The sequence below is a fragment of the Thermus arciformis genome (assembly GCF_900102145.1).
GTDB classification, from domain to species: Bacteria; Deinococcota; Deinococci; order Deinococcales; family Thermaceae; genus Thermus; species Thermus arciformis.
Genome location: NZ_FNBC01000011.1, coordinates 37,040 through 62,818, shown reverse-complemented (window position 1 = coordinate 62,818; position 25,779 = coordinate 37,040). Strand labels below are relative to the sequence as shown.

Sequence of the window (25,779 nt, the reverse complement as noted above, 5' to 3'; positions counted from 1 at the left end):
AGGAAGTCCAGGAGGGGTGACGGCTCGGGGAGGGCTTTCCGCGGGAAGCAGCACCGCTTCGCTTACGCCTCTCTGCTCAGAAAGGTCCACTCCCTAGCCAGGAGGAAGGGCATCCAGGTTGTGGAGGTCAACCCGCAGGACACCTCCACCATCGGGATGCTGAAGTACGCCCCCCAGCTTTCCCTCTCCAAGGACGTGGCCGCCGCTTACGTCATCGGGAGGAGGGCCTTGGGGTTCAGGGAGAAGCTTCCCAGGGGGTACGAGAGGCTTCTCCGGGACGAAAGCTTCAGGGGCCACGTCCAGGGCTTCTACGCCTCCAGGGTGCAGGAACTCTGGGCCAAAAAAGCGCAGGAGCGCAACCCCTACCTGAGGCGCAGGCTTTCCCGGGAGATCGGGAGGGCGAAACGCCACCTGGCCTTGTTTTCAAGCCTTCAGGGCTCACCGGGGAGCCAAGAGGGGTCAACCGAGGGAAGGAACTTCCTTGGCGCCCATCCCTGGCGGGTCTTGAGGGCAGGCCTCTTCCTTCCCCTCCTCAGGAGCACGGTACCTCGTGACCTCTCCCCGCTGAAGGCCCTCCTTCACCGGGGAGCGTGGGAGGGGTGGGGGAGTAGCTTAGGTCCTCCTCCTGGTGGGGGGCCGGAGTGCGCTAATGTGCACTTTGGTTGACCAGGTGTACGTGCCCTGTTTGGACCTCCGTCTCTCCCTCGAGGACGCCTTCCGGCTTTAGAAGAACTCGGCGAGGAAGCCCAGAAGCGCGGTGCGGAAGGCCTTGGGGTTTTCCAGGTTGGCGAGGTGGCCCGTCTCCGGGAGGATGAGCATGCGGGCGTCGGGGAGGGCCTTCCACATGCGCCTGGCCTCCTCCGGGGGGGTGAGGGTGTCCTCTTCCCCCACGAGGACCAGGGCGGGCACCCCCATCCGGGGAAGGAGGGGGGTGGAGTCGGGCCTTTCCGCCAGGGCGGCGAGGGTTTCCGCCACGGCCTCGGGGGAGGCCTCCAGGACGAGGGCTCTCGCCTTCTCCACCACCTCGGGCTTCGTGGCCTGGGTGGTTCGGCCCAGGTGGCTTGGGAGGAGGGCTTCGGGCAGGAAGCCCACCCCTTCCTTCAGGACCCGCTCCCTTAGGGCGTAGCGGTTCCGCTTGGCCTCCTCGCTGTCGGGCCCCGCCCGGGTGCTGGAGAGGACCATCCCCAAGAAGCGCTCCGGGGCCTTCCGGAAGAGCTCAAAGACGAGGTACCCCCCCATGGAGAGCCCCACGAAGACCGCCTGCTCCAGCCCCGCCTCGTCCATCTCCCCTAGCACCTTCTCGGCGGCCTTCCCCAGGGAAAGGCCCAGGTAGTGGGGGGCGAGGACGGGGAGACGGGTCTTGAGGAGGGCCACCTCGCCCTCCCACATCCTGGGGCTATAGGGGAAGGCGTGCAGAAAGACCACCCCCTTCATGCTTCCTCCACCACGGGTTCGCCCTTGAGGCCCAAGGCCTCGAGGCGGGCGATGAGGCCCGGGTCCTCCACGATGACCACGTTCTCCCGCCCCAGGGTCTTGGCCCGGATCCGGCCCTCCTTGGCCGCCTCCTTCCAGGCCTCCATGAGGTCCTTGTGGGCCACCAGGAGGGGCGTCACCTTGTGGGCCGGGTAGCGCTTCACCTTAAGGCCTCCTCCAGGGCGTGCCAGGCCAGGGTGGCGCACTTCACCCGGGCGGGGAGCTTGGCCACCCCCTGGAGGGCGAGGAGGTCGCCCAAGGCGGGGTCCGGGGGGGCGCCTTCCACCACCATGGCCTGGAACTTGCGGGATAGCTCCAGGGCCTCCGCCACCTTCTTGCCCTTCACCGCCTCGGTCATGAGGGAGGCGCTCGCCGTGCTGATGGCGCACCCCTGGCCTTGGAAGCGGATGTCGGCGATGGTGTCCCCCTCCAGGAGCACCATCACCTCCACCTGGTCCCCGCAGGAGGGGTTCATCCCCCCGGCCCGCTTGGTGGCCTGGGGCAGAACCCCGAAGTTCCTGGGGCTCTGGTAGTGGTCCAGGAGGATTTCCCGGTAAAGCTCGTCAAGGACGCTCATTTGATCCATTATAGCCAGGCCCGGTACTTGGCCTCTATCCTTAGGAGGGCTTCCACGAAGCGGTCTACCTCCTCCTTCGTGTTGTAGAGGTAAAAGCTCGCCCGGGCGGTGGCCGCAAGGCCGAGCTTCCGGTGGAGGGGCTGGGCGCAGTGGTGGCCCGCCCTCACGGCGATCCCCTCCTGGTCCAGGAAGGTGGCGAGGTCGTGGGCGTGGAGGCGGCCTAAGGTGAAGGGGATGACCCCGCCCCGGTCCTCGCCCCTGGGCCCGTAGACCCGGAGGCGCGGCACCTCCTCCAGGCGCTTTAAGGCGTACGCCAAAAGGGCCCGGTCGTGGGCGAAGACCTTTTCCATCCCGACTTCCATGAGGTAGCAGGCGGCCTCCCCCAGGGCGATAGCCTCAGCGATGGGGGGGGTGCCCGCCTCAAAGCGCTGGGGCGGGGGGGCGTAGGTGGAGCGGTCCACGTGGACCTCCCGGATCATCTCCCCGCCTCCCAGGAAGGGCCCCATCTCCTCCAGCACCGGGTAGCGGCCCCAAAGCACCCCGGCCCCCGTGGGCCCCAGCATCTTGTGCCCGGAAAGGGCGAAGAAGTCGGCGCCAAGGGCCTTGACGTCCACGGGGAGGTGGGGGGCGCTTTGCGCCCCGTCCACCACCACCAGGGCCCCCGCCTCCTTGGCTTTTCGGGCGATCTCCGCCACCGGGTTGATGGTCCCGAGGACGTTGGACATGTGCACCAGGGAGACCACCCGGGTCCTCTCGGTGAGGAGGCGGTCCAGGGCACTCAGGTCCAGCCTTCCCTCCTCCGTGAGGGGGATGGCCTTCACCTTCGCCCCCTTGAGCCCCGCCACCAGGTGCCAGGGGACGAGGCCCGCATGGTGCTCCATCTCCGTGACCAGGACCTCGTCCCCCTCCCGCAGGTGCCGCAGGCCCCAGGCGTAGGCCACCAGGTTCATGGCCTCGGTGGTGTTGCGCACAAAGACGATCTCCTGGGGGTTTGCGTTCAGGAAGCGGGCAAGCCTTTTGCGGGCCTCCTCGTAGGCCTCGGTGGCCTCGGCGGAAAGCCGGTAGGCCCCCCGGTGGACGTTGGCGTTCAGGGTCTCGTAGAAGCGCTTCAGGGACTCAATGACGCGCCTTGGCTTTTGGCTCGTGGCGGCGGAGTCCAGATAGACGAGGTCGGGCCGCCCAGCGATCAGGGGGAAGTCCACCCTTAAGGTGCTTAGGTCCATGCCCTCAGTCTAGTCCAGGCGCACCCGTCTGAGGAGCGTGGCGTTTAGGGCCACGATCACCGTGGAGAGGCTCATAAAAAGCGCTCCCACCGCCGGAGAAAGGACGATCCCCAAGGGGTAGGCCACCCCGGCGGCCAGGGGCAGGGCGATGGCGTTGTAGCCCGTGGCCCAGAAGAGGTTCTGCACCATCTTGGCGTAGGTGGCCCGGGCGAGGAGGAGGGCGCGGACCACGTCCAGGGGGTCGCTTTCCACCAGAACGAGATCCGCCGCCTCGATGGCCACGTTGGTCCCCGCCCCGATGGCGATGCCCAGGTCGGCCTCGAGGAGGGCGGGGGCGTCGTTGATGCCGTCGCCGACGAAGGCGGTGGGGCCTTGGGTCTTGAGCTCGCGTACGATCCGGGCTTTGTCCTGGGGTAGGACCCGGGCGTGGTACCGCTCAATTCCCAGCTCCTGGGCCACGGTTTTGGCCACGGCCTCGGCGTCCCCCGTGATCATCACGGGGGTGAGGCCCATGGCCTTCAGCCGTTGGACGGCTTCCTTGGCGGAGGGACGGATGCGGTCGGCCAAAGCGAAGTAGGCCAAAACCCGCTCCTCGTCCATGAGGGCAACGGCGCTTTCCCCCCGGCCTTCGGCCTCCTGGAGGCCTCGCTTTAGGGCTTCGGACACCCTTAGCCCAAGCTCCTCCGCCCACTCGGGCCGGCCCACCCGGTAGCGTTTACCCTCGAGGGTGCCCTCCACGCCTTTGCCGGGGACCGCCTGGAAGTCCCGGACCTCAGGGCGGGGAAGCCCCCTGCCTTCCGCCGCTTCCACGATGGCCTGGGCCAAGGGGTGTTCCGAGAAAGCCTCGAGGGCCGCAGCTAGGGAAAGCACCTCTTCCTCGGAAAACTCCTCAGCGTATATTGCCCGAACGGCGAAGCGCCCCTCGGTGAGGGTCCCGGTCTTGTCCAAGGCCACGAAGCGGATCTCCCGGGCGCGTTCAAAGGCTTCCCGGTTCCGGACCAGGATGCCGTGCCGGGCAGCCAGGGCCGTGGCGTTCACCGTGACCAGGGGGATGGCGAGGCCTAGGGCGTGGGGGCAGGCGATGACCACCACGGTTACTGCCAGGGAGAGGGCGAAGTTGAAGTCCCGTCCCAGGGCGAGCCAGACGAGGAAGGTGAGGGTGCCGAGGGTAAGGGCGATGTAGAAGAGCCACCCCGCAACCCGGTCTGCCAGGGCCTGGAAGCGGCTCCGGGAGGCTTGGGCTTCCTGTACCAGTCGCAGGATCTGGCTTAGGGTGGTGGCCTCCCCGGTGCGGGTGACCCGGACCTTGAGGGCGCCCTCCCCGTTCACCGCCCCGGCTATCACCTCGTCTCCCGGTTCTTTGGGCACGGGCCGGGACTCCCCGGTGAGGAAGGCCTCGTTCATCGTGGAAGCGCCCTCCACCACCACCCCGTCCGCCGGCACCTGCTCCCCGGGGCGGATAAGGATCAGGTCCCCCTCTTTGAGGGCGGAGACGGGTATGTCTTCTATGCGGTCGCCCAAGATCCGGTGGGCGGTGGTGGGCATGAGCTTGGAGAGTTCCTCCAGGGCCCGGCTTGCTGCCTGCACCGAGGCCATCTCCAGCCAGTGCCCGAGGAGCATCACGTCAATGAGCGTGGCCAGCTCCCAGTAAAAGGGCTTTCCCGGAAGGCCCAAGGAGACGGCCAGGCTGTAGCCGTAGGCCGCGGTGATCCCCAGGGCGATGAGGGTCATCATCCCGGGGGTGCGCGCCCGAAGCTCGCGAAGCGCCCCCTTTAGGAAGACCAGGCCGCCGTAGAAGTAGAGGATCGTCCCCAAGACGGGGTTCACCCAGGCGCTTCCCGGGAACTGGGCTGCCCGGTAGCCGAACCAATCTTGGAAATGTTCGGAGAAGTAGAGGATGGGGAGGGTGAGGAGGAGGCTTACGAAAAAGCGGTCCCGGAACATCTCCGGGGTGTGCCCGGCGTGCTTGTCGTGGCCCGTGTGGGCAGCGTGCCCCCCAGAGGGGTGCGCGTGCTGGGGTTCGGAATGGGGGTGGGAGTGCTTGTGGTGAGGGTTCTCGTGCTTCATCCGAGCGCCTCCTTATTTCCAAGCATATACCCTTCCCCAGGAGGGGGGGGTGGAAGGTCCGGCCTCGTGCCGGGAAGGAAGCCCTAACCCACCTCGAGGACTCCCATCATCCCCCGGTCCTCGTGCTCCACGATGTGGCAGTGAAAAACGGTCCGGCCCTTTTCCCTCAAGGGAACCAGAAGCCTGGCCACCTCGCCCGCCTTCAGGTTGACCACATCCTTCCAGGCCCGGTAGGGGAAAGGCCTCCCGCCCACGGAGAGGACCTGGAAGGGGTGGACGTGGAGGTGGAAGGGGTGGTCCATGTCCCCCTGGTTTTCCACCTCCCAGACCTCCACCGTCTGGGCCTGCCCCTTCAGGTCCACCCGCCTGTGGTCAAAGACCTGGCCGTTGATGAAGAAGCGGGCGGCCATCATGTCCTCGGTGAGGACCAGGCGGCGGGTGACCACGGGGGCGGGCAGGGTGGGGAAGGGGCTTAGGGCCTTGGGCAGGGGTAAGGGCTTGGGGTTCTTGGGGGCGATGAGGTAAAGAAGGGTTTCGGGCCGGCTTGGCCCTTGGGGCATGGCGTGGGCCATGCCCCCCATGTCCATCATGCCCATGGCCCCGCGGTCGTAGGGCAGGGCCTGGAGGAGGAAGCGGCCCTCTTTCCGCAAGCGCACCAGGACCTCGGCCCGCTCTCCTGGGGCCAGGAGGAGCTCGGACACCTCCAGGGGCTCTTCCAGGAAGCCCCCATCGGCGGCGATGAGGTAAAGGGGGTGGTCCTGCAGGGCCAGGCGGTAGTAGCGGGCGTTGGAGGCGTTGAGGAGGCGAAGCCTCAGGGTGGCCTTCTGGGCCACCAGGGTGGGCCGCAGGGCCCCGTTCACCAGGACCAGGTCGCCCTCCTTCCCGTTCATCCAGTCCATGGGGGTGTGCGGCGCCGGGCGCCCGCCCTGGAGGGCCAGGTCCTTCAGGACGAGGAGGTGCTCCTCCGCCTCCCTGAGCTCGGGGATGGCGTCCAGGGAGCTTTCCACCACGAGGGCTCCCAGGAGGCCGGCAAAGAGCTGGGGGGCTACCCGGCCGTGCAGGTGGGGGTGGTACCAGAAGGTACCTGCCAGCTCCTTGGGAACGGTGAACTCGTAGGTCCAGCTCTCCCCCGGGGGGATCTCCAGGAAGGGGTCGTCCACCTTAGGGGAGATGGGCAGGCCGTGCCAGTGGAGGTTGGTGGGCTCGGGAAGGCGGTTTTCCAGGGTGAGGCGCACCGTGTCCCTGGGGCGGACCCGGAGGGTGGGCCCGGGAAAGCTCCCCCCGTAGGTGAGGAGGGTGGCCCTTTGCCCCGCCAGGGCAAGCGGGGTGGGGGTGGCAGAAAGCTTCAGGGAGAGGAGGCCGCCCTGGCTCCGCACCACCTTGGGCTCGGGGAAGGAAGGGCCTTGGGCCCGGGCCAGGCCCAGGACCAGACTGCCCGCCGCCGCTTGGAGAAAGCTCCTGCGCGCCAGCATGCTCTTTAGGCTAGAGGGGAAGTGTTAAGGGCGCGTAAAGCCCCTAAAGCCGGGCCAGGGCCCGGGAGAGCCTGGTGCGGGCTTCTTCGGCCACGGGGGCGAGGGCCCTTTGGGTGGCCTCGGGGAGGACCCGGAACATCTCCTTGGGGTCCTGGATTAGGACCTCCACCCCCTCCTCGGCCTCCCGGAGCACCACGTTGCAGGGGAGGAGGAGGCCGATTTCGGGCTCGGCCTCGAGGGCCTTGGCCGCAAGGCTTGGGTTGCAGGCCCCGAGGATCAGGTAGGGGGGCCTTTCCAGGCCGAGCCTGGCCTTTAGGGTAGCGGCCATGTTGATCTCGGTCAGGATCCCGAAGCCCTCCTCCTTGAGGGCGGCCTCCACCTGGGCGCGGGCCTCGGAAAGGGTGGCCTTTAGGGTCTTGCGCATCCCGGTCATGGATACCTCCTACCCCTATAGGCTACTCCTCGTGCCCGCCGAGGAAGGGGCCGTGCCAGGTGTGGACCCAGACCTCCCCGGTGTAGGCGTTCACGGAAAGCATCCCCTCTACCTCTTTTCGGCCGAAGTCAAAGGTGTAGTACCCGGGGAAGGCGCCCTCCTCTATGACCCGGGCCCCGGGGAGGAAGCCCTTGAGGAAGGCTTCGGCCAGCTTCTTGGCCTCCTCGAGCCCGTAGCGCACCGGGGCCTGGGCCAGACCACCCATCATCCCGTAGCGGGTGTTCCACATCATGTTGGGCCCGGGCTCGGGGGAGACCACCCCGGTGTAGCGGTCGGCGATGAGCTCAAAAAGCCCCTGGCCCCGTTCGTCCACCACTTGGGCGTAGTAGTTGTGGCTGAAGGCCATGAAGTCCTTAAGGCGCGCGCCCGGGTAAAGCCGCTTGGCGTAGGCCTCCATCCGGGCCTTGGCCACCTCCTCGGGGATGGGCTTCGCCTCCGGGGGGTATACGGTCATCATGCCCATGCCCATCATCCCGGGGCTCATCCCCCCGTAGCCCCCCATCATCCCCTGGGTGAGGGCGAGCCCCAAAAGCCCGAGGGTTACCAGACCTAAAACCCAACCAGCCCGTTTCATGCTTCCCCTCCTTCCAACTCCTTCTTGAGCCTTCTAAAGGTTTCCTCGTCCAGTTCCCCCTTGGCGTAACGGAGCCTAAGGGTCTCCAGAGCCTCGTCCTTTCCCTTGCGGCCCTCCCACCGCTCCAGGGCCCTAAAGCCCAGGTAGACCAGGAAGGCCAAAAGGGCCAGGAAGAGGAGCATGTTGAAAAGCCCGAAGAAGCCTCCGAAGCCGCCCATTCCACCCCAACCCATCATGCCCATCGTTCACCTCCACCTATACCCTATCCCGGTATTGTTAAGCTTGCGTAAAGGGCGCTCAGTCCGGGCCTACCGGGGCCGGATTATGGTGGAGGCATGCTTTGGCGAAAGCGTCTTTTTGCCCACCTTTACCCCCGCCTTTCCGCCCGGCACGAGGCGTTGGTGGCGGAAAGGAAGCGGGCCCTTTTCCAGGAGGCCCTCGGGCGGGTGCGGCCCGAAAGGGTCTTGGAGATCGGCCCCGGGCCCGGCACCAACCTGGCCTACCTCCCCCCTGGGGTGGCCTACCTGGCCCTCGAGCCCAACCCCTTCTTCCACCCCCGCCTGAGGGAGGAGGCCAAGAGGCGGGGCCTCGCCCTCACCCTCCTTCCCGGGCGGGCGGAGGCCATCCCTTTGCCGGAAGAAAGCGTGGACCTGGTGGTGGGCACCCTGGTCTTCTGCTCGGTGGCGGACCCCGAAAAGGCCTTGGAAGAGGTCCACCGGGTCTTGCGGCCGGGCGGGGCCTACCTCTTCCTGGAGCACGTGGCGGCCCCCAAAGGGACCCCTTTACGCCTCTTCCAGGAGGCGGCCACGCCTTTCTTCGTCTTCTTTGGGGACGGGTGCCACCCGAACCGCAAGACCATCGCCTTAATCCAGGCCCGCTTTCCCCGGGTGGAGGCGGAGGCCTTTTCCCTCCCCCTTCCCGTGGTGGCCCCTCACGTGGCGGGGCTTGCCTTCAAGGAGTAGGGGATATGGGCTCCCCTTCAGCGCTCTTAGGGCACGGTTTCAAACAAAAACCTTTGCAGCTCCGCTTCAGGGGCCCGCTGGCTGAGGTAGAGTACCTCCACCCCCACGAGCCGGCCCTGCTCGTCGTAGTCCACGATGATCCCGGGGGCCACTTCCTCCGAGCGGCTGGCCGGTCCTTCAGTTAGCGTCAAGTAGAGCGCATCCGCTTCACGGTCTATCTTTAGCCTCATAAGACTACCCTCCGGTCCAAAAACGCCGTTACCACCCGCATGGGGTGGGACTTAGGGTTCACGACAACTCGGAGCACTTTCCCCCTCTCCGGAATCCGGACGAGGCGGTGCTCCAATGAGGGGTCTACCCGGTCCTTTTCCACGGCTTCTGGAAAGGCCAGCGCCCGCTCTATCCACTCTAGGGGGATGCCCCTCTTCTCCAGAACCTCCCGTGCGTGCTGGGTGAGGACGTACTCCGGGCTCCCCATGCCGGGCTTCGGCACCCTAAGGCTAGGGTAGCCTCCCTTGGGCTTCCCTTCAAGCAGAAGGAGATCTGGGGGCAGCCTTCGGGATCCTTGGGCTTTCGGCAGGGACGCGCCCTTACGGAAGCTTCCAGACCCGCCCTTGGCCGTCTATGAAGACGAGCCTTCCCGCCTCCTGGGGATGGGCGGCGAGGGCCAGGACCGTGCCCTGCCAGAGCCTTTTCCAGCCCGCCGGGGTCCTCTGCCAGAGGCCCGTCTTCCCTCCGAGATAAAGGGTCCCCGCCCCTGCCGCGAGGGCGTAGATCTCCCGCTCCGGGGTCGGTACCTGGGTGAAGGTCTGGCCGCCGTCTGGGCTTTGGTAGAGGCCCTGGCCCATGGGGGCCACGTAAAGGGTCTTCCCCTGGAAGACCATGGCCGCCATGCCCGCCTTGGGAAGCCCTTTAGGGGCGGTGGACTTGAAGGTTTTCCCGCCGTCTTCGCTGACGAAGTAGCCGTGGGTGGCCTCGAGGGCGAAGTGGAGGCCCCCTGAGGCGGCGTAGCCGTGGAGGTCCAGGGCGGGAAGCCCCCTGGGGCGGAGGTTCCGCCAGGTCCTGCCCCCGTTTCGGCTTTCCGAAAGCACCCAGTGTCCGGCGGCGAGGATGCGGTCCCTCTCCAGAACGAGGCCCATGGCGTCAAAGCCCGTTTTGCGCACCAGGTCCCGCCAGGTCCGGCCTTCGTCCTCGGAGGCCTGGATGCCATCGTGGTGGCCGAAGAGGAGGCGGCCGTCGGGAAGCCACAGGAGGGCGTGGACGTCCCGGGTGGCCACCTGGCCCACGGGAACCTGGGCCAGGGCGCCCAGTCCCAAAACCCAGAGGGTGAGGAGGCGCCGCATCCCTCACCTCCGGGAAAGCCTTAGCTCCGTGAGGCAGGTGGGGCTTTGGGCGAAGGTGGTGAGGGCACCTTGGGCCACCCAGTCCCCCTGGCGGACCTCGAGGGTATAGCGGCGGTTCCGGGGAAGCCAAAGCTCAAAGAAGCCGTCCTTGCCGGTGCGCACCTGGGCTTTTAGCACCTCCTTACCTTCCTCCAGAACCCGCACCGCAAAGGTTTCCTCCCGAAGCTCCGCCGTGCAGCTGGAGAAGTAGTGGACCTGGCAGGGGTGGGTCCTTTGGCGGTAGGGGGCCACGGCCACCAAGAACCGGTCCCCCAAGGCCACCTGGGCTTTGCGGCCGTCGGGGAACTCAAAGAAGAAGGCTTCAGGGGTCACGTAGCTTATCACCTGGGCGCCCGCTTCCCGGAAACGCTTGGCAAGGAGCAGGGCTTCCTCGGGAGAGGCGCCCCTTAGGGCCTCTGGAGAGAGGGTTTGGGCCAGCCCCAGGGCCAACGCCACGCCTAGGAACGCCAGGATCCTTCTCATGCCCCAAACCCTAACCCTTGAGCGTTAAGCCCGTGTAAAGGGGGAGGGTGAAGGTGAAGGTTGTTCCCTCGCCCACACGGCTTTCCACAAAGATCCTCCCCCCCATGGCCTCCACCAGGCCCTTGGCGACGGTGAGCCCCACCCCGCTTCCCCCTTCCTTGCGGCTACGCGCCTTGTCCACCCGGTAGAAGCGCTCAAAGATGTGGGGCAGGTGCTCCTCGGGAATGCCGGGGCCGGTGTCCGCCACCTCAAAGGCCACGGCCTCTCCCTGGCGGAAGGCCCTGAGGCGCACCTCGCCGCCTTGCGGGGTGTGGCGGAGGGCGTTGGTGAGGAGGTTGGCCAGCACCTGGAGGACCCTTTCCTCGTCGGCCCACACCTGGGGAAGGGGGTCTTGGGCCTCCAGGGAAAGCGCCACCCCCTTGGCCTGGAAGGCGCTTTGGAAGCGGGCCAGGGCCTCCTCGAGGAGGCCCTTGGGGTCCAGGGGCCTGGGACGGATCTCCACCGCCTTCGCCTCCACCCGGGAGACCAAGGAAAGGTCCTCCACCAGGCGGCGCATGGCCTTCACCTCCCGCAGAATCCCCTCCGCGGCCTTCTCCTTGGAAAGGACCCCGTCCATAAGCCCCTCCGCGTACCCCTGGAGGGCGGCCAGGGGGGTTCTGAGCTCGTGGGCCACGGTGCCGATCAGTTCGGCCCGGGTCTTCTCCACCTTCTCCAGGGCCTCGGCCAGGCGGTTGAAGTGGAGGGCGAGCTCCCCGAGCTCGTCCCGCTCCAAAAGGGGAAGGCGGACCCCGTACTCCCCCTCGGCCATCCGGCGGCTCCCCTCGGCGAGGAGCCTTGCGGTCCTGGCGAGGCGCAGGCTGGCGAAGGAGGCGGTGAGGAGGGCGCCCAGGGCGGCGAGGGGTAAAGCGGCGAGAAGGGCGGCGGTGAGGGTGGAGCGAAGCCCCTCCTCCAGGTCCCGCCTCAGGGCCTCGCCCATCATGCCGCCCCCCATCATGGAGAGGGCGTGGAGCATGCGCTCCACGTGCCCCCGGTAGAAGGCGGGGGCGAAGGCCTCCGCCAGCAGCAGGAGGAGCACAAGGGCAAGGAGGGCCACCAGAAGGTGGCTTAGGAAGAGCTTAAGGAAGAGGCGCATCCGGGTCCTTGAAGCGGTAACCCACGCCCCGCACCGTTTCAATGAAGCGGGGGTTTTCCGGATCGTCCCCGAGCTTTTTTCGGAGAGAGGCAATGTGCACGTCCACCACCCGGTCCACGCCCGGAAAGTCCGGTCCCCAGACCTTCTCCAAAAGCCTTTCCCGGCTGAAGACCATCCCCGGGTGCTGGGCGAGGGTCAAAAGGAGGTCAAACTCCAGCCGGGAAAGGGAGAGGGGTCTGCCCTCCAGGTAGGCCTGGCGGGCCTTGGGGAGGATGCGTAAGGGGCCGTAAACGAGCTCTTCCTTAAGCCCGGCCCGGCGCAACAGGGCCTTGACCCGGGCCACCACCTCCCTGGGGCTGAAGGGCTTGACCACGTAATCGTCCGCCCCAAGCTCCAGGCCCAGGACCCGGTCCTCCTCCTCCCCCTTGGCGGTGAGGATGAGGAGGGGAAGCTCGGGGCGCTCCTGGCGGATGAGGCGGGCCACCTCGAGGCCTCCCACCTTGGGGAGCATCAGGTCCAGGATGACCAGATCGGCCTGGGGAAAGAGTTCCAAGGCCTTTTCCCCGTCCTCCGCCTCCAAGACTTCAAACCCGGCCCCCCTCAGAAAGGCCCCGAGGACCTCGAGGATGGCCGGGTCGTCGTCCACCAAAAGGACCTTCATGCGAGGTCCCGCTTCATCCGCTCAAAGGTTTCCTTGTCGATCTCCCCCCTGGCGTAGCGCTCCCTTAGCACCTCTAAGGCCCGGTCCCGCCGCTCAGGGGCTAAGGTCCTGACGATCCAGTAGACCAAGAGGCCTAGGAGGGCGAACCAAAGGAGGCTTAAGAGGGGCCCCCACCAGCCCAGGTACCCACCGTGGTCGCACCACCACATACCTTTCACCTCCTAGTTCCAGCTTAGCCTCGGCGGATTAAGCTACGGTAAAGCTCCTTGGCTGGAACCCTTTTAGCCTCAAGGAGTTGCTGAGCACGAAGAGGCTGGAGAGGGTCATGGCACCGGCCGCCAGCATGGGGTTTAGCAGTAGCCCGGTGAAGGGGTAGAGGATGCCGGCCGCCACGGGGATGAGGAGGATGTTGTAGGCGTAGGCCCAGAAGAAGTTGAGGTAGATGGTCCGAAGGGTACGCCGTGCCAGAAGGATGGCGTCCACCAAGCTTTCCAGGCTCGGAGAAAGCAGGATGACATCCCCTGCCTCCACGGCGATGTCCGTGCCCGTGGCCAGGGCGATGCCCGCATCGGCCTGGGCCAAGGCGGCGGCGTCGTTGATGCCGTCCCCCACAAAGATCACCTTCCGCCCCTGGGCCTGGAGGTGCCGTATGGCCTCCACCTTACCCTCAGGGCGCACCCCGGCCAGCACCTCCTCTATGCCCAAGGCCTCGGCCACCCGCCTGGCCGGGATGGGGTGGTCCCCGGTGAGGAGGACGGGTTTGAGGCCCAGGGCCTTTAAAGCGGCCACCACCCTTCGCGCCTCGGGCTTGGGGGGGTCAAAGACCCCGAAGGCGGCCAAAAGCCTCTCCCCATCCGCCAGGTAAAGGGGAGTGTAGCCCTTTTCGGATAGCTCCCAGGCCTCCTTGGGAAGCGCCACCCCAAGCCTCTCCATCAGGGCTGGGCCCCCCAGGTAAAGCTTCTTCCCCTCCACGACTCCCTCGATCCCCTCCCCGGGAAGAGCCCGCACCGCCTGGGCCTCGGGTATGGAAAGGTCCTTGGCGGCATCCAAAACCGCCTTGGCGATGGGGTGTTCGCTCCCTCGCTCCAGAGCCGCGGCCAGCCGCAGGGCCTCGAGGGGGTCCAGGGCAAACCCTAAACGTTCCGTGAGGGTGGGCTTCCCTTGGGTCAGGGTCCCGGTCTTGTCCAGGACCACGGTATCCGCCCGGGCCAGGGCCTCGAGGGCCGTCCCCTTGCGGAAGAGGAGGCCGAGCTGGGCCGCCCGCCCCGTGGCCACAGCGATGGCCGCTGGGGTGGCGAGGCCCATGGCGCAAGGGCAGGCGATGAGGAGAACGGAAAGGAGGGCCACGAAGGCGTAGGAGAGGCCGGGGCCATAGAGAATCCAAAGGGTAAAGGTGATAAGGGCGATGATGAGCACGATGGGCACGAAGACGCTGGCGATGCGGTCCGCCACCTCCTGCACCCGGGGCTTGTAGGCCTGGGCTTCCTCCACCAGGCGGGCCATCTGGGCCAGGACCGTGGCCTCCCCCACCCGGCTTACCCGGATGAGGAGGGGACCTTCCCCGTTCACCGTTCCCCCCACCACCTCATCCCCGGGCTTTTTGGCCTTGGGGATGGGCTCCCCGGTGAGCATGGCCTCGTCCACGTGGCTAAAGCCCTCCACCACCACCCCGTCGGCGGGGATGCGCTCGCCGGGAAGGACCCGCACCAGGTCGCCAGGGATGAGGGCTTCGGCGGGGATCTCCTTTTCCTCCCCTTCCTGCACCACCCGGGCGGTCTTGGGCCTCAAGGCCAGGAGCTTGCGGATGGCCTCCGAGGCCTTCCCCTTGGCCTTTTCCTCCAGGTGCTTGCCCAAAAGGATCAGGGCCAGGATCACCGCCCCCGCCTCGAGGTAGAGGTGGCGGGCCTCCTCGGGGAAGAGGCCAGGCAAAAAGAGGACCAGGAAAGAGTAGAGGTAGGCGCTTCCCGCCCCCAGGGCCACCAGGGTGCTCATGCCGAAGGCGAGGTGGCGGGCCTCGGCCAGGGCCTGCCGGAAAAACCGCCTTCCCGCGTAGAGGACGGGGAGGGCGGCGAGGGCCTGGAGGAAGCCGGGGAAGCGGGGCAGGGGGAGGAGCATGGGCCCCATGGCGAGGAGGAGGGTGAGGAGGGCGAAGGGGAGGGCCAGGAGGAGGTCCTTGCGGTAGGTGGGCGCCTTTTCCTGCGCCTCCTCCGCGCCCTCCAGGGGCTCGTAGCCCGCCTCCCGGATGGCCTGCCGGATCCGGGCAAGGCTCACCGTGTCCGGCAGGTACTCCACGAAGGCCTTTTCCGTGGCCAGGTTCACGCTCGCCGCGAGTACCCCGGGAAGCTTGGCCAGGGCCCTTTCCACCCGGGCCACGCAGGCGGCGCAGGTCATGCCCTTCACGGGGATCTCGGCCCGGGCCACCACGGGCTCGTACCCGGCCTCCTCCACCCGCTTTAGGATTTTCCGGAGGTCCACGCCCTCCTGCAGGCGCAAGAAGGCCTCCTCGGTGGTGAGGTTGACCCGGGCCTCCTCCACCCCTTCCGCCCGCTTCAAGGCCCTTTCCACCCGGGCCACGCAGGCGGCGCAGGTCATCCCGCGGACCCCCACCTTCACTTCAAGAGCCATAGCCTGAAGGTGTGCATCTCCTTCGCCTGGGCCAGGACGATGTCCCGGGCCAAGTCCAAGACGCGGCGGTCCTTGGCGGTGGAAAGGGCTTCCAGGGCCATCTCCACCGCTCCTTTGTGGTGCAGGAGCATGAGGGCCACGAAGGTCCGGTCAGGGTCTTGGGCGGCCTTAAGCTCCTGGAGCATGGCCGCCATCTCCTTTTCCATGGCGGCGTAGGCCGCCTGGTCCAGTCCGCCCAGGCTCCCCAGCCAGCTTCGCATGAGGGCGATCTCCCGTCCTTGGTCCTTGAGGATGGCCTCGGCCCAGGCCCGGACTTCCCGGTCCTTGCCCTTCTCCAGAATGAAGCGGGCCATGGCCAAAGCCCCCTCGTGGTGGGCGATCATGGCGGAGAGAAAGGCCCTCTCCCCGGAATCGGCAGGGGCGTGGTGGGCGTGTTGGGCGAAAACGGGCACGAGCCAAAGGAGAACCAGGGTCAGGTGGCGCACGCTTGACCTCCTAGCGGTACTTGAGGGCTTCCATGAGCTCCTCTACGATCTCCTCCACGTCCCCCCGCTCGTGGGCGGTGGCCACGTGGTCCCTGAGGTGGGCCCTTAAGACCATCTCCCCCACGCGGTCCAGAGCCCCCTGGACGGCCTTGAGCTGCTTGAGGACGTCCACGCAGTAGACCCCCTCGTCCTCCAGCATGCGCAAGACCCCCTCCAGGTGCCCCTTGGCGGAGAGGAGGCGCCTTCTCGCCTCCTCCCTCACCTTGGGGTCCAGGTGCAGATGGGCATGGGGCATGGCTAGGCCAGGACCTCGGCCTTGTACCCCTCCTCCTCCACCGCCTGGACGAGGGCCTTGGGGTCGGCCGCCCCCTCCACCAGGGCCTCCCCCTTTTCCAGGGAGACCTCCACCTTCTCCACGCCGGGCACCTTCTTGAGGGCCTTCGCCACCGCCATGACGCAGTGGTTGCAGGTCATGCCTTCCACCTTGAGCCTGAGCATCCTTCACCTCCCCCCACCCCTGGTGGGGTGGGTATCTCCACCCTACCCCCTCTTGCCCGGAAAGGTCAAGGACAAAAGGCCCAAGGGAAACCCTTGGGCCTTCGCCACCGCCCTTGGGCTAAAGGTCCAGCAAGACGGTGTCCCCCTCCACCTTGGCCGGGAAGACCTTCACGGGCCTCGGGGCGGGGAGGGTCTGCCGCCCCGTCCTCAGGTCAAACCGGGCCCCGTGCCGGGGGCAGACGATGGCCCCGTCCTCCACCTCCCCCTCGTGGAGGGGGCCGTCGTCGTGGGTGCAGACGTCTTCCAGGGCGAAGACCTCCTCCCCCGTGTAGAGGAGGAGAATGGGCTTTTTGTGCTCGGGCCGCTTCACCACGAGGCGGCCGTTTCGGAACTCGCCGAGCTTGGCCACGGGGGTCCACATGGCTAGATCCGCACCTTCTCCTCAATGACCGCCTCAATGTGGGCCCGAAGCGCCTTCAAGGGGATGCGGGTGAGGACGTCCGCCAGGTGGGCCTTGACCAGGAGCTCCTGGGCGAGGCCTCGAGGAAGCCCCCGGGACTGGAGGTAGAAGAGCTGCATCTCGTCCACGGGGGCGGTGGTGCTCCCGTGGGTGCAGCGCACGTCGTTGGCCCCGATCTCCAGCTGGGGGATGGAGTCCACCCGGGCCGTGGGGGAGAGGAGGAGGTTGCGGTTCGCCTGGTAGGCGTCCGTCTTCTGGGCGCCCTTTTCCAGCCGGATGAGGCCGGAGAAGACCGCCCGGGCCTCGTCCTTCACCGCCCCCTTGTAGAGGAGGTCGCTTCGGGTGTGGTGGGCCACGTGGTGCTGCAGGGTGTAGTGGTCAAACTGCTGCTTCCCGTGGCCGAAGTAGAGGCCGAGCATCTCGCTTTCCGCCCCCGGGCCCAGGAGCTCCGAGGCCACCTCGCTCCGGGCGTAGGCGCCCCCGAGGTTCACCACGAGGTCGTTGAGGCCCGCGTCCCGCTCCAAGAGGGCCCTTTGCCGGTGGAAGTGCCACACCCCCTTGCCGAAGGTCTGGACGTGGGCGTGGCGCAGGCGGGCCCCGGGCCTCAGGACCATCTCCGTGGCGGAGAGGTGGAGGGTGGGAGGGAGGTCGGAGGAGAGGTACTCCTCAATGTAGGCGGCCTTGGCGTTGTCCTCCAGGAAGAGGAGGGTGCGGCCGAAGGAGGCCTTCCCTTCCGGGAGCACCTTGAAGACCCCCAGGGGCTTTTCCACCTCAAGCCCCGCGGGGACGTAGAGGAAGGCCCCGTGGGTGAAGAAGGCGCTGTTCTGTGCGGCGAACTTGTCCTCGGTGTAGACCGCCTGGAAGAGGGCCGCCGCCACCTTTTCCGGGTGGGTCTTCAGGGCCTCGGCCAGGGAGGTGAAGACCAGGCCCCTTTGCGAAAGCTCCTCGGGCACCTCGGCGTAGACGAGGTCCGGCCCCACGAAGACGAGAAACCCCGAGGCGTCCGTCTTCTCCAGGCGCTGCCGCACGCTTTCGGGAAGCTCGTCCCGGGAGAGCCTGAGCCCTTTAGGGGCTTCCGCCTCCTGCTCCAGGGGAGCCTCGGAGAGGTCGGTGTAGCGCCAATTCTCGTCCTTCTTGCTGGGGTAGGGGAGGCGGCTGAAGGCCTCGAGGGCCTTGAGCCTTTGCTCCAGCACCCAGGCGGGCTCGCCCAGGGCTTGGGAGAGGGCCTCCACTTGGGTTTTGTCCAGTACCTGCATCCTGCCTCCTTGCGCGGGAAGGGGGGAGGCCCGCAAGCCTCGCCCCCCGGACCGGGCCCCTTAGCCTACGGAGCCCTCCATCTCCAGCTCAATGAGCCGGTTGAGCTCCACGGCGTACTCCAGGGGGAGCTCCTTGGCGATGGGCTCAATGAAGCCGCGCACGATGAGGGCCGCGGCCTCGTCCTCCTTCAGGCCACGGGACTGGAGGTAGAAGATCTGCTCGTCGTTGATCTTGGAGACCGTGGCCTCGTGGCCCACGTGGGCGGTTTCCTCCTCAATCTCAATGTAGGGGTAGGTGTCGGTGCGGCTTTCGGGGTCAATGAGGAGGGCGTCGCACTCCACGTTGACCTTGCCGTGCCGGGCCCCTTCGGTCACCTTCACCAGGCCGCGGTAGCTCGCCCGCCCCTCCCCCTTGGAGATGCTCTTGGAGACGATGGTCCCCGAGGTGTGGGGGGCGGCCAGGATGAGCTTGCCGCCGGTGTCCTGGTGCTGGCCCGTCTTGGCGAAGGCGATGGAGAGGATCTCGCTCCTCGCCCCCGGCTCCAGGAGGTAGCTGGAGGGGTACTTCATGGTGACCTTGGAGCCCAGGTTGCCGTCCACCCACTCGTGGTAGGCCTCCCCGTAGACCAGGGCCCGCTGGGTTACCAGGTTGTACATGTTGGTGGACCAGTTCTGGATGGTGGTGTAGCGGCTCCGCGCCCCCCGCTTCACCACGATCTCAATCACCCCCGTGTGGAGGCTTTCCGTGGAGTACATGGGGGCGGTGCAGCCCTCAATGTAGTGGACCTCGGCCCCCTCGTCCACGATGATCAGGGTGCGCTCAAACTGGCCGAACTCGGGGGTGTTCACCCGGAAGTAGGCCTGCAGGGGGAGCTCCACCTTGACCCCGGGGGGCACGTAGACGAAGGACCCCCCGGACCAGGCGGCGGAGTTCAGGGCGGCGAACTTGTTGTCCTCAGGGGGCACCACCTTGGCGAAGTACTCCTTGAAGAGGTCCTCGTACTTCTTCATCCCCTCCTCAATGGCCACGAAGATGACCCCCTGGCGCTCAAGCTCCTCCCTGACCCGGTGGTAGACCATCTCCGAGTCGTACTGGGCCCCCACCCCGGCCAAGACCTTGCGCTCCGCCTCGGGGATGCCCAGGCGCTCGTAGGTCCGGCGGATCTCCTCGGGGACCTCCTCCCAGCTCTTGGCGTCCCGCACCTCGGCGGGCTTCACGTAGTAGACGAGGTCGTCCAGGTCCAGGCCCGAGAGGTCGGGGCCCCAGGTGGGCATGGGCTTCTTCTGGAAGATCTCAAAGGCCCGCAGGCGGAACTTCAGCATCCACTCGGGCTCCCCCTTGTGGTAGCTGATGGCCTCAATGACCCTGCGGCTTAGGCCCCGCTCGGCCACGAAGACCGGCTTGACCTCGTCCACGAAGTGGTATTTGTACTCCTCCCCCAGCGTCCTCAGATCGGCCTCGCTCATGCGCCCTCCTTCACCTTTTCCTTAAGCCACTCGTACCCCTTGGCCTCGAGCTCCAGGGCGAGCTCGGGGCCGCCCTCGGCCACCACCCGGCCGTCCATCATCACGTGCACCCGGTCGGGGACGATGTAGTTCAGGAGGCGCTGGTAGTGGGTGATGACCAACGCGCCGAAGTTCGGCCCCCGCATGGCGTTCACGCCCCGGGCCACCACCTTGAGGGCGTCAATGTCCAGGCCCGAGTCGGTCTCGTCCAGGACGGCGTAGGTGGGCTCGAGGACCAATAGCTGCAGGATCTCGTTCCGCTTCTTCTCTCCGCCGGAGAAGCCCTCGTTGAGGTAACGGGAGAGGTAGCTTTCGTCCCAGTCCAGAAGCTCCAGGGCCTTCTTCACCTTGGCCCAGAACTCCGCCACCCCCACCTCCCGGCCGAGCCTGGCCTGGAGGGCGAGGCGGAGGAAGTTGGCGATGGTCACCCCGGGCACCTCCACGGGGTACTGGAAGGCGAGGAAAAGCCCCTTCCGCGCCCTTTCGTCCGGGGAGAGCTCCAGGATGTTCTCCCCGTCCAGGAGGATCTCCCCCTTCTCCACGGTGTACTCGGGGTCCCCGGCCAGGATCTTGCCCAGGGTGCTCTTCCCGGCCCCGTTGGGGCCCATGAGGGCGTGGACCTCCCCCTTGGGAACCACCAGGTTCACGCCCTTGAGGATCATCTCCCCGTCAATGGAAGCCCAGAGGTCGCGGATTTCTAGCTGGTTCATCTTCCCTCCTGAGGTCGGGCCGGCCTCCTACTGCGACCCGTTCGCAAGTAGGAGTATACCGCCCTTCCCTCCAAAAGTATAGTGGTTTAGTCAGGATTGGCCAGGTGGAAGCCCAGGGCCTCGGGAAGGGCCAAGGGCGTGGGGGGAAGCCGCTTTCCCAGTTCCGGGCAGAACCGCCCCAGGGCGCGGCCAAGCTGGAAGCGGAAGGCCTGGGGGAGGGGGCTTTGCCGCACCTCCAGGAGCTTCTGCCAGGCCGCCTCCCGCTCCCCCAGGCCCAAAAGGGCCAGGACCTCCACCGCCCGGGCCTGGGCCAGAAGCCCGGGGTCCTCCAGAGGGGGGAGGGCCACGATCTGGGCCAGGGCCTCGCCAAGGCTTCCCTCCCGGGCCAGGCACTCGGCGTAGCCCAGGCGGGCCTGGGCCCGGAGGTAGGGGTTTTCCAGCTCCAGAAGGGGCTTTAAGAGGGCCTTCCCTTCTTCCGGGGGAAGGAGGAGGGCGAGGAGGCTTGCCGTGTCCAGCCTGAGGGCGGTGTAGCGGTCGGTGGGTTCCTCCGGGATCTCCGCCAGGAGGCTTTGGAGGAGGTTTTGGGCCGTGGGGGCGTTTAACCCGCCCAAGAAGGGGGCCCGGTAAGGTTGGCCCGCCTCCAGGAGGAGGTAGGCCGCCCCCAGGCGGAAGAGGGTGCGGAGGTGCCGGTAACGGGCCTCCTTGGGGCGCTCGGGGGTGGTGCGGAAGTAGGCCTCCGCGGGCACCAGGTGGGCCAGAGCCTCAAAGGGCCGGCCCCGGGCGGCCTCGAGGATGCCCGCCTCGCTTTGCACCCGGGCCCGGGTGAAGGGGTCCTCGGCCTCGGCGAGGGCCTTTTGGATGGCCTCCTCCGCCTCCTCGTAGAGGCCGAGGCGCCTTAGGAGGGTGGCGTAGCGGGCCCGCACCCGGGCCACCTCGTCCTTGGGGGCCCCTGCCTCTTCCAGGGCCTTCAGGCCCTCCTCCATGCGCACCTTGGCCTCGAGGCGGCCCAAGCGCATCAGGAGGTCCCCCATCTGGTAGCGGGCCCGGCCCAGGAGGAGAGGGTCGTGCCCCACCTGGCCGAGGGCGGCGAGGGCCTCCTCGTACCGCCCCAGGTCCTTGGCCACCAGGCCCCGCCAGAGCTGCACCCGGTCCTTGAGGAAGGGGGCCACGGGGAGCCCTTCCGCCTCGGCCACGAAGCGGGCGGCCCGCTCGTAGTCCCCCTTCCACCGCTCCACGGCGGCCATCACCAAGAGGCCTTCCGCCTGGGCGGTCTCGTCCAGGAGGGCCAGGTCCTCCTTGGGGGGAAGGAGGCCCTCCGCTTCCTTGTAGAGGGCGGCGTCCGCCTTGGCCTCCGCGGCCTTGATCCGGGCCCAGGTGCGCAAGGAGGGGTTTTGCGACTCCGAGAGCACCCGGAGGGCGGCCTCGGCCTCGGGGTGGGCGTACTGGCCGAGGACCGCCCGGTAGCGCACCACCACCCCCGCCAGGGCCTCCAGGTCCTCCCGGGGCCAGGCCTGGGCCTCCTCCCAGAGGCCGGGGAGGAGGGCCAGGCGGGCGGGGTCCTCCTGCAGAAGCTCCAGGAGAACCCCCCGCTCCCCCGCCTTCCGGGCGTGGTAGAGCTTGCGGAAGGTGTTCTCCCGGGGGAAGTGCTCCAGGGCCAGGAGGTGGAGGGCCTTCGGGGCCTCCTCCGGGAGGAGGCTCCTCAGGGCCGGGCGCACCAGGCCCTCCCCCACCCAGTCCAGGAGGGCCCGCTCCGCCTGGGAGAGCTTCTCCAGGGGTTTGCCCAGGGCCTTTTCCAGGAGGACCAGGGGGAAGGCGGGGTCGGCCTCGGGGCTGAAGGCGGCCAGGGCCTGGAGGAGGGGCCTCAGGGTGGGGTCGTCCTGCAGGGGGGTCTGGGGGTCGTGCTTGGCGGCCTCCAGGAGCACCAGGCGGGAAAGCTCCCCAAAGTTCCGCCCCGCCTGGTTCACCAAGGCCTCGAGGCGCTCCGGGGGCAGGTGGGGAAGCTTCTCCCGCACGAAGCGCCGGGCCTCCTCGCGGCTTGGGGGGGAGAGGGGCTGGTAGGGCAGGGTGGGCGGGGCCTCGGAGAGGGCGGCCAGGTAGGGCCCTTTGAGCTTGCGGAGGAAGGGCTCGAGCCAAGCGGCAAGCCCCCTCTGGCCCCCGTCGGGGCCCCGGAGGGGAAGGCCCTCCAGGGTGCCCTCCGCCTCGGCCCGGAGGAGGAGGGGGCGGCCCTCCCGGTTCAGGGCCTCGGCCAGGAGGGCGAGGACCTCCTGCTGCAAGGCCCCCTGGAGGGCGTAGGGCTGGGTGGGGGAGAGCTGGGCGAGGAGGGCCCGCACCTCCTCCCCCACCCCGAGGCCTTCCGCCAGGGGGATGAGGGCCTGGGCCACCTCCCCCCCCAGGTTGAGGACGTGGGGCTCCTGGTGGGGCAGGGCGGAAAGGGCCCGGGCCAGGGCGGAGAGGAGCACCCCCTTGCCCGTGGCCGGCCCCCCCACCACCACCATCTGGGGCCTTCCCCCCACCTCCAGCTCCCGGAGGAAGCGGCGGAAGATGCGGCGCTTGTCCCGGCCCAGCACCTTGCGGGCGCTTTCCAGGAAGAGCTCCGCCGGGGGGGGCGGGGGCTTGAGGCCCGCCTCCCGGTAGAGGTCGGCGATGAGCCCGTAAAGCCTTTCCTTTTCCTCCGGGCTTCCCAGGTCCTTGTAGAGGATGTTGCGCACCGTCCCTGCCCGGCCTCCCCGCTCGGCCATGAGGGCCTCGAGCCAGCGCAAGGACCCCCTCTTCCCCCGGTGGTCCTGGCCCCGGAGGTGGGGGCGGAGGACCTCCAGGTAGCGAAGCCAGGGTGTAGAAGCTTCGCGCATGATGCCTACACTCTATCTAGGCGGTGTGCCTTCATGCAACAAGGACTAGGGCCTGGGGTAGGAAAACCGCTCCCCGGGACCGGGGAGCGGCCTATGGGGAAGGGCCCTTAGTGCACGGGCTCGTTGAACTGGGCCTCCTCCGTGGAGCCCTTGAGGGCCAGGGTGGAGGCCTCCCCTTGGGTCAGGGCCAGGACCACCTCGTCAAAGTAGCCCGCCCCCACCTCCCGCTGGTGCTTCACCGCGGTGAAGCCCTGGGCCTGGGCCAGGAACTCCTTCTGCTGGAGCTCCACGAAGGCGGGCATGCCCCGGGCCTTGTAGCCCTTGGCCAGCTCCCAGGTGTAGTAGTTCAGGGTGTGCCAGCCCGCCAGGGTGATGAACTGGAACTTGTACCCCATCTCCCCGAGCTCCCGGTTGAACTTGGCGATGGTCTCGTCGTCCAGGAACTTCTTCCAGTTGAAGGAGGGGGAGAGGTTGTAGGCGAGGAGCTTGTCGGGGAACTCCCGCTTCACCGCCTCGGCGAACTTCCGGGCCTCCTCGAGGTCGGGCTTGGAGGTCTCCATCCAGATCACGTCGGCGTAGGGGGCGTAGGCCAGGGCCCGGGCGATGCCCGCCTCAATCCCGTTCTTGAAGCGGTAGAAGCCCTCGGGGGTGCGCTCGCCCGGCAGGATGAAGGGCCGGTCGCGCTCGTCAATGTCGCTGGTGATGAGGGTGGCGGCCTCGGCGTCGGTGCGGGCGATGATCACCGTGGGCACGCCCATCACGTCCGCGGCGAGCCTGGCCGCCTGGAGGGTGCGGATGTGCTGGCTTGTGGGCACCAGGACCTTGCCCCCCAGGTGGCCGCACTTCTTCTCGCTGGCCAGCTGGTCCTCGTAGTGGATGCCCGCGGCTCCCGCCTCAATCATGGCCTTGGTGAGCTCAAAGACGTTGAGGGCCCCGCCGAAGCCCGCCTCGGCGTCGGCCACGATGGGCACGTACCAGTCCCGGGTCACCTTGCCCTCGGAGCGCTCAATCTGGTCGGCCCGCATGAGGGCGTTGTTGATGCGCTTCACGATCTGGGGCACGGAGTTGTAGGGGTAGAGGGACTGGTCGGGGTAGGTCTGCCAGGCCAGGTTGGCGTCGGCGGCCACCTGCCAGCCGGAGAGGTAGATGGCCTCCAGCCCGGCCCGCACCATCTGCACCGCCATGGCCCCGGTGTAGGCCCCGAAGGTGTGGACGTAGGGGCGCTCGTGGAGGAGCCGCCAGAGCTTTTCCGCCCCTCGCTTGGCCAGGGTGTGCTCCACCATCACGCTGGGGCGAAGCCGCACCACGTCTTCGGGCCGGTAGTCCCGCTTGACCCCTTTCCAGCGGGGGTCGGTCTCCCACTCCTTGCGGAGCGCCTCGGCCTCCTGCCGCATCTCCGGGCTGAGCATGCTGAGGGGTTCCATAGCCCACCTCCAGGTTCCAGTCTGGAGGCGGGGGAGGGATTGGTGTAGGGTGTAAGCCCCGGGGCTTGACACCCTGGGGCCGTGTAGCTACACCACCTAGCGCACCTGCTGGGCGGCGATGAGGAGGGGGTCCCAGACGGGGCTAAAGGGCGGGGCGTAGGCCAGGTCCAGGGCCAAAAGGTCCTCCACCCTTCCTTCCCGGTGGAGGAGGGCGGCGAGGACGTCTATGCGGAGGGCGGCGTGCCCCCGGGCCACCACTGCGCCGCCCAGAAGCCTCTCCGTCCCCTCCTCGTAGACGAGCTCCACCCAGAGGGGCCCGCTTCCCGGGTAGTAGTGGGCCCCGTCCCGGCTTTGGATGAAGACCTTCTTGGCCCGGAACCCCTCCTTGAGGGCCCCCTCCAGGGAAAGCCCCGTGGTGGCCACGGCTAGGTCAAAGGCCTTGAAGATGGCCGTGCCCACCACGCCCAGAAAGCGGGCCTCCTTGCCGGCGATGACGCTTCCCGCGGTGCGGCCGTGCTTGTTGGCCACGTCCCCCAAGGGGAGCCAGTAGGGGCGCTTGAGGAGCCGGTGGAAGCTTTCCGCCACGTCCCCGGCGGCGTAGACCCCTTCCAGGTTGGTGCGCATCTTTTCGTCGGTGGCGATGGCCCCCGTGGGCCCCAGGGCCACCCCCATGGCCTGGGCGAGGGCGGTGTTGGGCCGGACCCCCGTGGCCACCAGCACCAGGTCCGCGGGCACCACCCCTTCCGAGGTCTCCACCGCCTCCACCTGGCCCGTTCCCCGGAGGGCCTCCACCTTCACCCCGGTCCAGACCTCCACCCCGTGCCGTTCCAGCTCCTCCTTGAGGAGGGCCCCCACCTCGGGGTCCCAGTGGGGGAGGGGGCGGTCCTTGGCCTCCAGGAGGGTCACCTCCAGGCCCCGCTTGCGGAAGGCCTCGGCGGCCTCGAGGCCGATGTACCCCGCCCCCAGGATGGCGGCCCGCCGGGCTTGAGGAAGGGCCTTTAGGAGCCTCTCCCCGTCCTCCATGCTCCTCAAGGTGTACACCCCCGCCTGCTCCGTGCCGGGGATGGGGGGGAGGAGGGGCCTTGCCCCCGTGGCCAGGACCAGGTGGTCAAAGCGGTCCTGGAAGGTCCTTCCCTCGGCGTGGTCGTGCACCGTGAGGGTGCGGAGCCCGTAGTCCACGTCCACCACCTCGTGGCGGGTGTGGACCAGGACGCCTTGCTTGCGGAACTCCTCGGGGGTGCGGGCCACCAGCCTTTCCAGGCGGGGGATCTCCCCGGAGAGCACGTAGGGCAGGCCGCAGGCCCCGTAGGAGACCCACCCCGACTTCTCGTAGACCACCACCTCCAGCTCGGGGTTTTCCCTCTTGGCCTTGGCGGCGGCGGAGGCCCCGCCCGCCACCCCGCCCACGACCACCAGGCGCTCGCCCATGGGGGGTATTCTGCCACGGAAGGGGTGGGCGGAATGTCC

Annotated in this window: 28 protein-coding genes and 1 pseudogene; 2 read left to right on the top strand and 27 right to left on the bottom strand. The window is 67.9% G+C overall.

Annotated features, from left to right (window positions below; translation table 11 throughout):
- A pseudogene (locus BLP62_RS05625) lies at nt 1-666 on the top strand (IS200/IS605 family element transposase accessory protein TnpB); the annotation flags it as partial.
- A gap of 57 nt (nt 667-723) precedes the next feature.
- On the opposite strand, the gene BLP62_RS05620 reads toward BLP62_RS05625, so the two are convergent.
- From BLP62_RS05620 to BLP62_RS05580, 9 genes are all read right to left on the bottom strand, one after another.
- Complete coding sequence (locus BLP62_RS05620; protein ID WP_093006714.1) at nt 724-1,434, bottom strand: alpha/beta fold hydrolase; 711 nt, start codon at nt 1,432-1,434, stop codon at nt 724-726.
- Nucleotides 1,431-1,637, bottom strand: a complete 207-nt coding sequence (locus BLP62_RS05615) for a hypothetical protein (protein WP_093006712.1) — start codon at nt 1,635-1,637, stop codon at nt 1,431-1,433. Before BLP62_RS05615 ends, BLP62_RS05620 begins: the two co-directional genes overlap by 4 nt.
- Nucleotides 1,634-2,050, bottom strand: a complete 417-nt coding sequence (gene sufU / locus BLP62_RS05610) for a Fe-S cluster assembly sulfur transfer protein SufU (protein ID WP_093006710.1) — start codon at nt 2,048-2,050, stop codon at nt 1,634-1,636. The genes BLP62_RS05615 and sufU overlap by 4 nt, the downstream gene beginning before the upstream one ends.
- An 8-nt stretch (nt 2,051-2,058) precedes the next feature.
- Nucleotides 2,059-3,273, bottom strand: a complete 1,215-nt coding sequence (locus tag BLP62_RS05605; RefSeq protein WP_093006708.1) for an aminotransferase class V-fold PLP-dependent enzyme — start codon at nt 3,271-3,273, stop codon at nt 2,059-2,061.
- A 9-nt stretch (nt 3,274-3,282) separates the two neighbouring features.
- Nucleotides 3,283-5,340 carry a heavy metal translocating P-type ATPase gene (locus tag BLP62_RS05600; protein WP_093006706.1) on the bottom strand — a complete coding sequence of 686 codons (2,058 nt, stop codon included), beginning with the start codon at nt 5,338-5,340 and terminating at the stop codon, nt 3,283-3,285.
- 83 nt (nt 5,341-5,423) lie between these two features.
- Complete coding sequence (locus tag BLP62_RS05595) at nt 5,424-6,812, bottom strand: multicopper oxidase family protein (protein WP_011173754.1); 1,389 nt, start codon at nt 6,810-6,812, stop codon at nt 5,424-5,426.
- 43 nt (nt 6,813-6,855) lie between these two features.
- Entirely contained in the window at nt 6,856-7,245 is a 390-nt protein-coding gene (locus BLP62_RS05590; RefSeq protein WP_011173753.1) for a DUF302 domain-containing protein, read from the bottom strand.
- A gap of 22 nt (nt 7,246-7,267) precedes the next feature.
- Entirely contained in the window at nt 7,268-7,879 is a 612-nt protein-coding gene (locus BLP62_RS05585; protein ID WP_093006704.1) for a peptidase M4, read from the bottom strand.
- Nucleotides 7,876-8,115: an SHOCT domain-containing protein gene (locus BLP62_RS05580; protein WP_176758149.1), complete on the bottom strand. Its 240-nt coding sequence runs from the start codon at nt 8,113-8,115 to the stop codon at nt 7,876-7,878. The genes BLP62_RS05585 and BLP62_RS05580 overlap by 4 nt, the downstream gene beginning before the upstream one ends.
- 99 nt (nt 8,116-8,214) lie before the next feature.
- Between BLP62_RS05580 and BLP62_RS05575 the strand changes: the two genes are divergently transcribed.
- Nucleotides 8,215-8,841, top strand: coding sequence for a class I SAM-dependent methyltransferase (locus tag BLP62_RS05575; protein WP_093006700.1), 627 nt, complete (start codon nt 8,215-8,217; stop codon nt 8,839-8,841).
- Between the two features lie 26 nt (nt 8,842-8,867).
- On the opposite strand, the gene BLP62_RS05570 is transcribed toward BLP62_RS05575, so the two are convergent.
- From BLP62_RS05570 to BLP62_RS05485, 18 genes are all read right to left on the bottom strand, one after another.
- Nucleotides 8,868-9,071 carry a DUF2283 domain-containing protein gene (locus tag BLP62_RS05570; RefSeq protein ID WP_093006698.1) on the bottom strand — a complete coding sequence of 68 codons (204 nt, stop codon included), beginning with the start codon at nt 9,069-9,071 and terminating at the stop codon, nt 8,868-8,870.
- On the bottom strand, nt 9,068-9,334 hold the full coding sequence (locus BLP62_RS05565) for a DUF4258 domain-containing protein (RefSeq protein ID WP_218121478.1): 267 nt from the start codon (nt 9,332-9,334) through the stop codon (nt 9,068-9,070). The genes BLP62_RS05570 and BLP62_RS05565 overlap by 4 nt, the downstream gene beginning before the upstream one ends.
- Before the next feature lie 97 nt (nt 9,335-9,431).
- Nucleotides 9,432-10,184, bottom strand: a complete 753-nt coding sequence (locus tag BLP62_RS05560) for a WD40/YVTN/BNR-like repeat-containing protein (protein WP_093006695.1) — start codon at nt 10,182-10,184, stop codon at nt 9,432-9,434.
- A gap of 3 nt (nt 10,185-10,187) precedes the next feature.
- Nucleotides 10,188-10,706: a CueP family metal-binding protein gene (locus BLP62_RS05555; protein ID WP_093006693.1), complete on the bottom strand. Its 519-nt coding sequence runs from the start codon at nt 10,704-10,706 to the stop codon at nt 10,188-10,190.
- 10 nt (nt 10,707-10,716) lie between these two features.
- Entirely contained in the window at nt 10,717-11,838 is a 1,122-nt protein-coding gene (locus tag BLP62_RS05550) for a sensor histidine kinase (RefSeq protein WP_093006691.1), read from the bottom strand.
- Nucleotides 11,822-12,499: a response regulator transcription factor gene (locus tag BLP62_RS05545; protein WP_093006689.1), complete on the bottom strand. Its 678-nt coding sequence runs from the start codon at nt 12,497-12,499 to the stop codon at nt 11,822-11,824. The genes BLP62_RS05550 and BLP62_RS05545 overlap by 17 nt, the downstream gene beginning before the upstream one ends.
- Nucleotides 12,496-12,708, bottom strand: a complete 213-nt coding sequence (locus BLP62_RS05540; RefSeq protein ID WP_019551341.1) for an SHOCT domain-containing protein — start codon at nt 12,706-12,708, stop codon at nt 12,496-12,498. Before BLP62_RS05540 ends, BLP62_RS05545 begins: the two co-directional genes overlap by 4 nt.
- 37 nt (nt 12,709-12,745) lie before the next feature.
- Entirely contained in the window at nt 12,746-15,124 is a 2,379-nt protein-coding gene (locus BLP62_RS05535) for a heavy metal translocating P-type ATPase (protein ID WP_093006687.1), read from the bottom strand.
- Nucleotides 15,109-15,609 carry a DUF305 domain-containing protein gene (locus BLP62_RS05530; RefSeq protein ID WP_093006685.1) on the bottom strand — a complete coding sequence of 167 codons (501 nt, stop codon included), beginning with the start codon at nt 15,607-15,609 and terminating at the stop codon, nt 15,109-15,111. The genes BLP62_RS05535 and BLP62_RS05530 overlap by 16 nt, the downstream gene beginning before the upstream one ends.
- A 10-nt stretch (nt 15,610-15,619) precedes the next feature.
- Nucleotides 15,620-15,904: a metal-sensitive transcriptional regulator CsoR gene (csoR, locus tag BLP62_RS05525; protein WP_093006683.1), complete on the bottom strand. Its 285-nt coding sequence runs from the start codon at nt 15,902-15,904 to the stop codon at nt 15,620-15,622.
- 2 nt (nt 15,905-15,906) lie between these two features.
- Nucleotides 15,907-16,107 (bottom strand): CopZ family metallochaperone, encoded by a 201-nt coding sequence (locus tag BLP62_RS05520; RefSeq protein ID WP_093006681.1) that lies wholly within the window; start codon nt 16,105-16,107, stop codon nt 15,907-15,909.
- A gap of 118 nt (nt 16,108-16,225) precedes the next feature.
- On the bottom strand, nt 16,226-16,528 hold the full coding sequence (locus BLP62_RS05515) for a Rieske (2Fe-2S) protein (protein WP_093006678.1): 303 nt from the start codon (nt 16,526-16,528) through the stop codon (nt 16,226-16,228).
- Nucleotides 16,529-16,530: 2 nt separating this feature from the next.
- Entirely contained in the window at nt 16,531-17,823 is a 1,293-nt protein-coding gene (sufD, locus tag BLP62_RS05510; protein ID WP_093006676.1) for a Fe-S cluster assembly protein SufD, read from the bottom strand.
- A gap of 60 nt (nt 17,824-17,883) precedes the next feature.
- A complete protein-coding gene (gene sufB / locus BLP62_RS05505; protein WP_093006674.1) occupies nt 17,884-19,290 on the bottom strand; it encodes a Fe-S cluster assembly protein SufB in 1,407 nt (468 codons plus the stop codon).
- Nucleotides 19,287-20,039, bottom strand: a complete 753-nt coding sequence (sufC, locus tag BLP62_RS05500) for a Fe-S cluster assembly ATPase SufC (protein ID WP_093006672.1) — start codon at nt 20,037-20,039, stop codon at nt 19,287-19,289. Before sufC ends, sufB begins: the two co-directional genes overlap by 4 nt.
- An 86-nt stretch (nt 20,040-20,125) precedes the next feature.
- Nucleotides 20,126-22,888, bottom strand: coding sequence for a tetratricopeptide repeat protein (locus tag BLP62_RS05495; RefSeq protein ID WP_093006670.1), 2,763 nt, complete (start codon nt 22,886-22,888; stop codon nt 20,126-20,128).
- A gap of 107 nt (nt 22,889-22,995) precedes the next feature.
- Entirely contained in the window at nt 22,996-24,312 is a 1,317-nt protein-coding gene (gene aceA, locus BLP62_RS05490; RefSeq protein ID WP_093006668.1) for an isocitrate lyase, read from the bottom strand.
- Between the two features lie 96 nt (nt 24,313-24,408).
- A complete protein-coding gene (locus BLP62_RS05485) occupies nt 24,409-25,740 on the bottom strand; it encodes an FAD-dependent oxidoreductase (protein WP_093006666.1) in 1,332 nt (443 codons plus the stop codon).
- Between the last annotated feature and the right edge of the window lie 39 nt (nt 25,741-25,779).

What these genes read in the sequence shown, in the direction of transcription:
- sufC (WP_093006672.1), bottom strand. Translation starts at nt 20,039, where the DNA reads ATGAACCAGCTAGAAATCCGCGACCTCTGGGCTTCCATTGACGGGGAG.
- BLP62_RS05600 (WP_093006706.1), bottom strand. Translation starts at nt 5,340, where the DNA reads ATGAAGCACGAGAACCCTCACCACAAGCACTCCCACCCCCATTCCGAA.
- BLP62_RS05495 (WP_093006670.1), bottom strand. Translation starts at nt 22,888, where the DNA reads ATGCGCGAAGCTTCTACACCCTGGCTTCGCTACCTGGAGGTCCTCCGC.
- BLP62_RS05585 (WP_093006704.1), bottom strand. Translation starts at nt 7,879, where the DNA reads ATGAAACGGGCTGGTTGGGTTTTAGGTCTGGTAACCCTCGGGCTTTTG.
- BLP62_RS05515 (WP_093006678.1), bottom strand. Translation starts at nt 16,528, where the DNA reads ATGTGGACCCCCGTGGCCAAGCTCGGCGAGTTCCGAAACGGCCGCCTC.
- sufU (WP_093006710.1), bottom strand. Translation starts at nt 2,050, where the DNA reads ATGAGCGTCCTTGACGAGCTTTACCGGGAAATCCTCCTGGACCACTAC.
- BLP62_RS05520 (WP_093006681.1), bottom strand. Translation starts at nt 16,107, where the DNA reads ATGCTCAGGCTCAAGGTGGAAGGCATGACCTGCAACCACTGCGTCATG.
- BLP62_RS05535 (WP_093006687.1), bottom strand. Translation starts at nt 15,124, where the DNA reads ATGGCTCTTGAAGTGAAGGTGGGGGTCCGCGGGATGACCTGCGCCGCC.
- BLP62_RS05545 (WP_093006689.1), bottom strand. Translation starts at nt 12,499, where the DNA reads ATGAAGGTCCTTTTGGTGGACGACGACCCGGCCATCCTCGAGGTCCTC.
- BLP62_RS05485 (WP_093006666.1), bottom strand. Translation starts at nt 25,740, where the DNA reads ATGGGCGAGCGCCTGGTGGTCGTGGGCGGGGTGGCGGGCGGGGCCTCC.
- csoR (WP_093006683.1), bottom strand. Translation starts at nt 15,904, where the DNA reads ATGCCCCATGCCCATCTGCACCTGGACCCCAAGGTGAGGGAGGAGGCG.
- BLP62_RS05580 (WP_176758149.1), bottom strand. Translation starts at nt 8,115, where the DNA reads ATGATGGGTTGGGGTGGAATGGGCGGCTTCGGAGGCTTCTTCGGGCTT.
- BLP62_RS05560 (WP_093006695.1), bottom strand. Translation starts at nt 10,184, where the DNA reads ATGCGGCGCCTCCTCACCCTCTGGGTTTTGGGACTGGGCGCCCTGGCC.
- BLP62_RS05590 (WP_011173753.1), bottom strand. Translation starts at nt 7,245, where the DNA reads ATGACCGGGATGCGCAAGACCCTAAAGGCCACCCTTTCCGAGGCCCGC.
- BLP62_RS05570 (WP_093006698.1), bottom strand. Translation starts at nt 9,071, where the DNA reads ATGAGGCTAAAGATAGACCGTGAAGCGGATGCGCTCTACTTGACGCTA.
- BLP62_RS05540 (WP_019551341.1), bottom strand. Translation starts at nt 12,708, where the DNA reads ATGTGGTGGTGCGACCACGGTGGGTACCTGGGCTGGTGGGGGCCCCTC.
- BLP62_RS05605 (WP_093006708.1), bottom strand. Translation starts at nt 3,273, where the DNA reads ATGGACCTAAGCACCTTAAGGGTGGACTTCCCCCTGATCGCTGGGCGG.
- sufB (WP_093006674.1), bottom strand. Translation starts at nt 19,290, where the DNA reads ATGAGCGAGGCCGATCTGAGGACGCTGGGGGAGGAGTACAAATACCAC.
- sufD (WP_093006676.1), bottom strand. Translation starts at nt 17,823, where the DNA reads ATGCAGGTACTGGACAAAACCCAAGTGGAGGCCCTCTCCCAAGCCCTG.
- BLP62_RS05575 (WP_093006700.1), top strand. Translation starts at nt 8,215, where the DNA reads ATGCTTTGGCGAAAGCGTCTTTTTGCCCACCTTTACCCCCGCCTTTCC.
- BLP62_RS05555 (WP_093006693.1), bottom strand. Translation starts at nt 10,706, where the DNA reads ATGAGAAGGATCCTGGCGTTCCTAGGCGTGGCGTTGGCCCTGGGGCTG.
- BLP62_RS05620 (WP_093006714.1), bottom strand. Translation starts at nt 1,434, where the DNA reads ATGAAGGGGGTGGTCTTTCTGCACGCCTTCCCCTATAGCCCCAGGATG.
- BLP62_RS05595 (WP_011173754.1), bottom strand. Translation starts at nt 6,812, where the DNA reads ATGCTGGCGCGCAGGAGCTTTCTCCAAGCGGCGGCGGGCAGTCTGGTC.
- aceA (WP_093006668.1), bottom strand. Translation starts at nt 24,312, where the DNA reads ATGGAACCCCTCAGCATGCTCAGCCCGGAGATGCGGCAGGAGGCCGAG.
- BLP62_RS05550 (WP_093006691.1), bottom strand. Translation starts at nt 11,838, where the DNA reads ATGCGCCTCTTCCTTAAGCTCTTCCTAAGCCACCTTCTGGTGGCCCTC.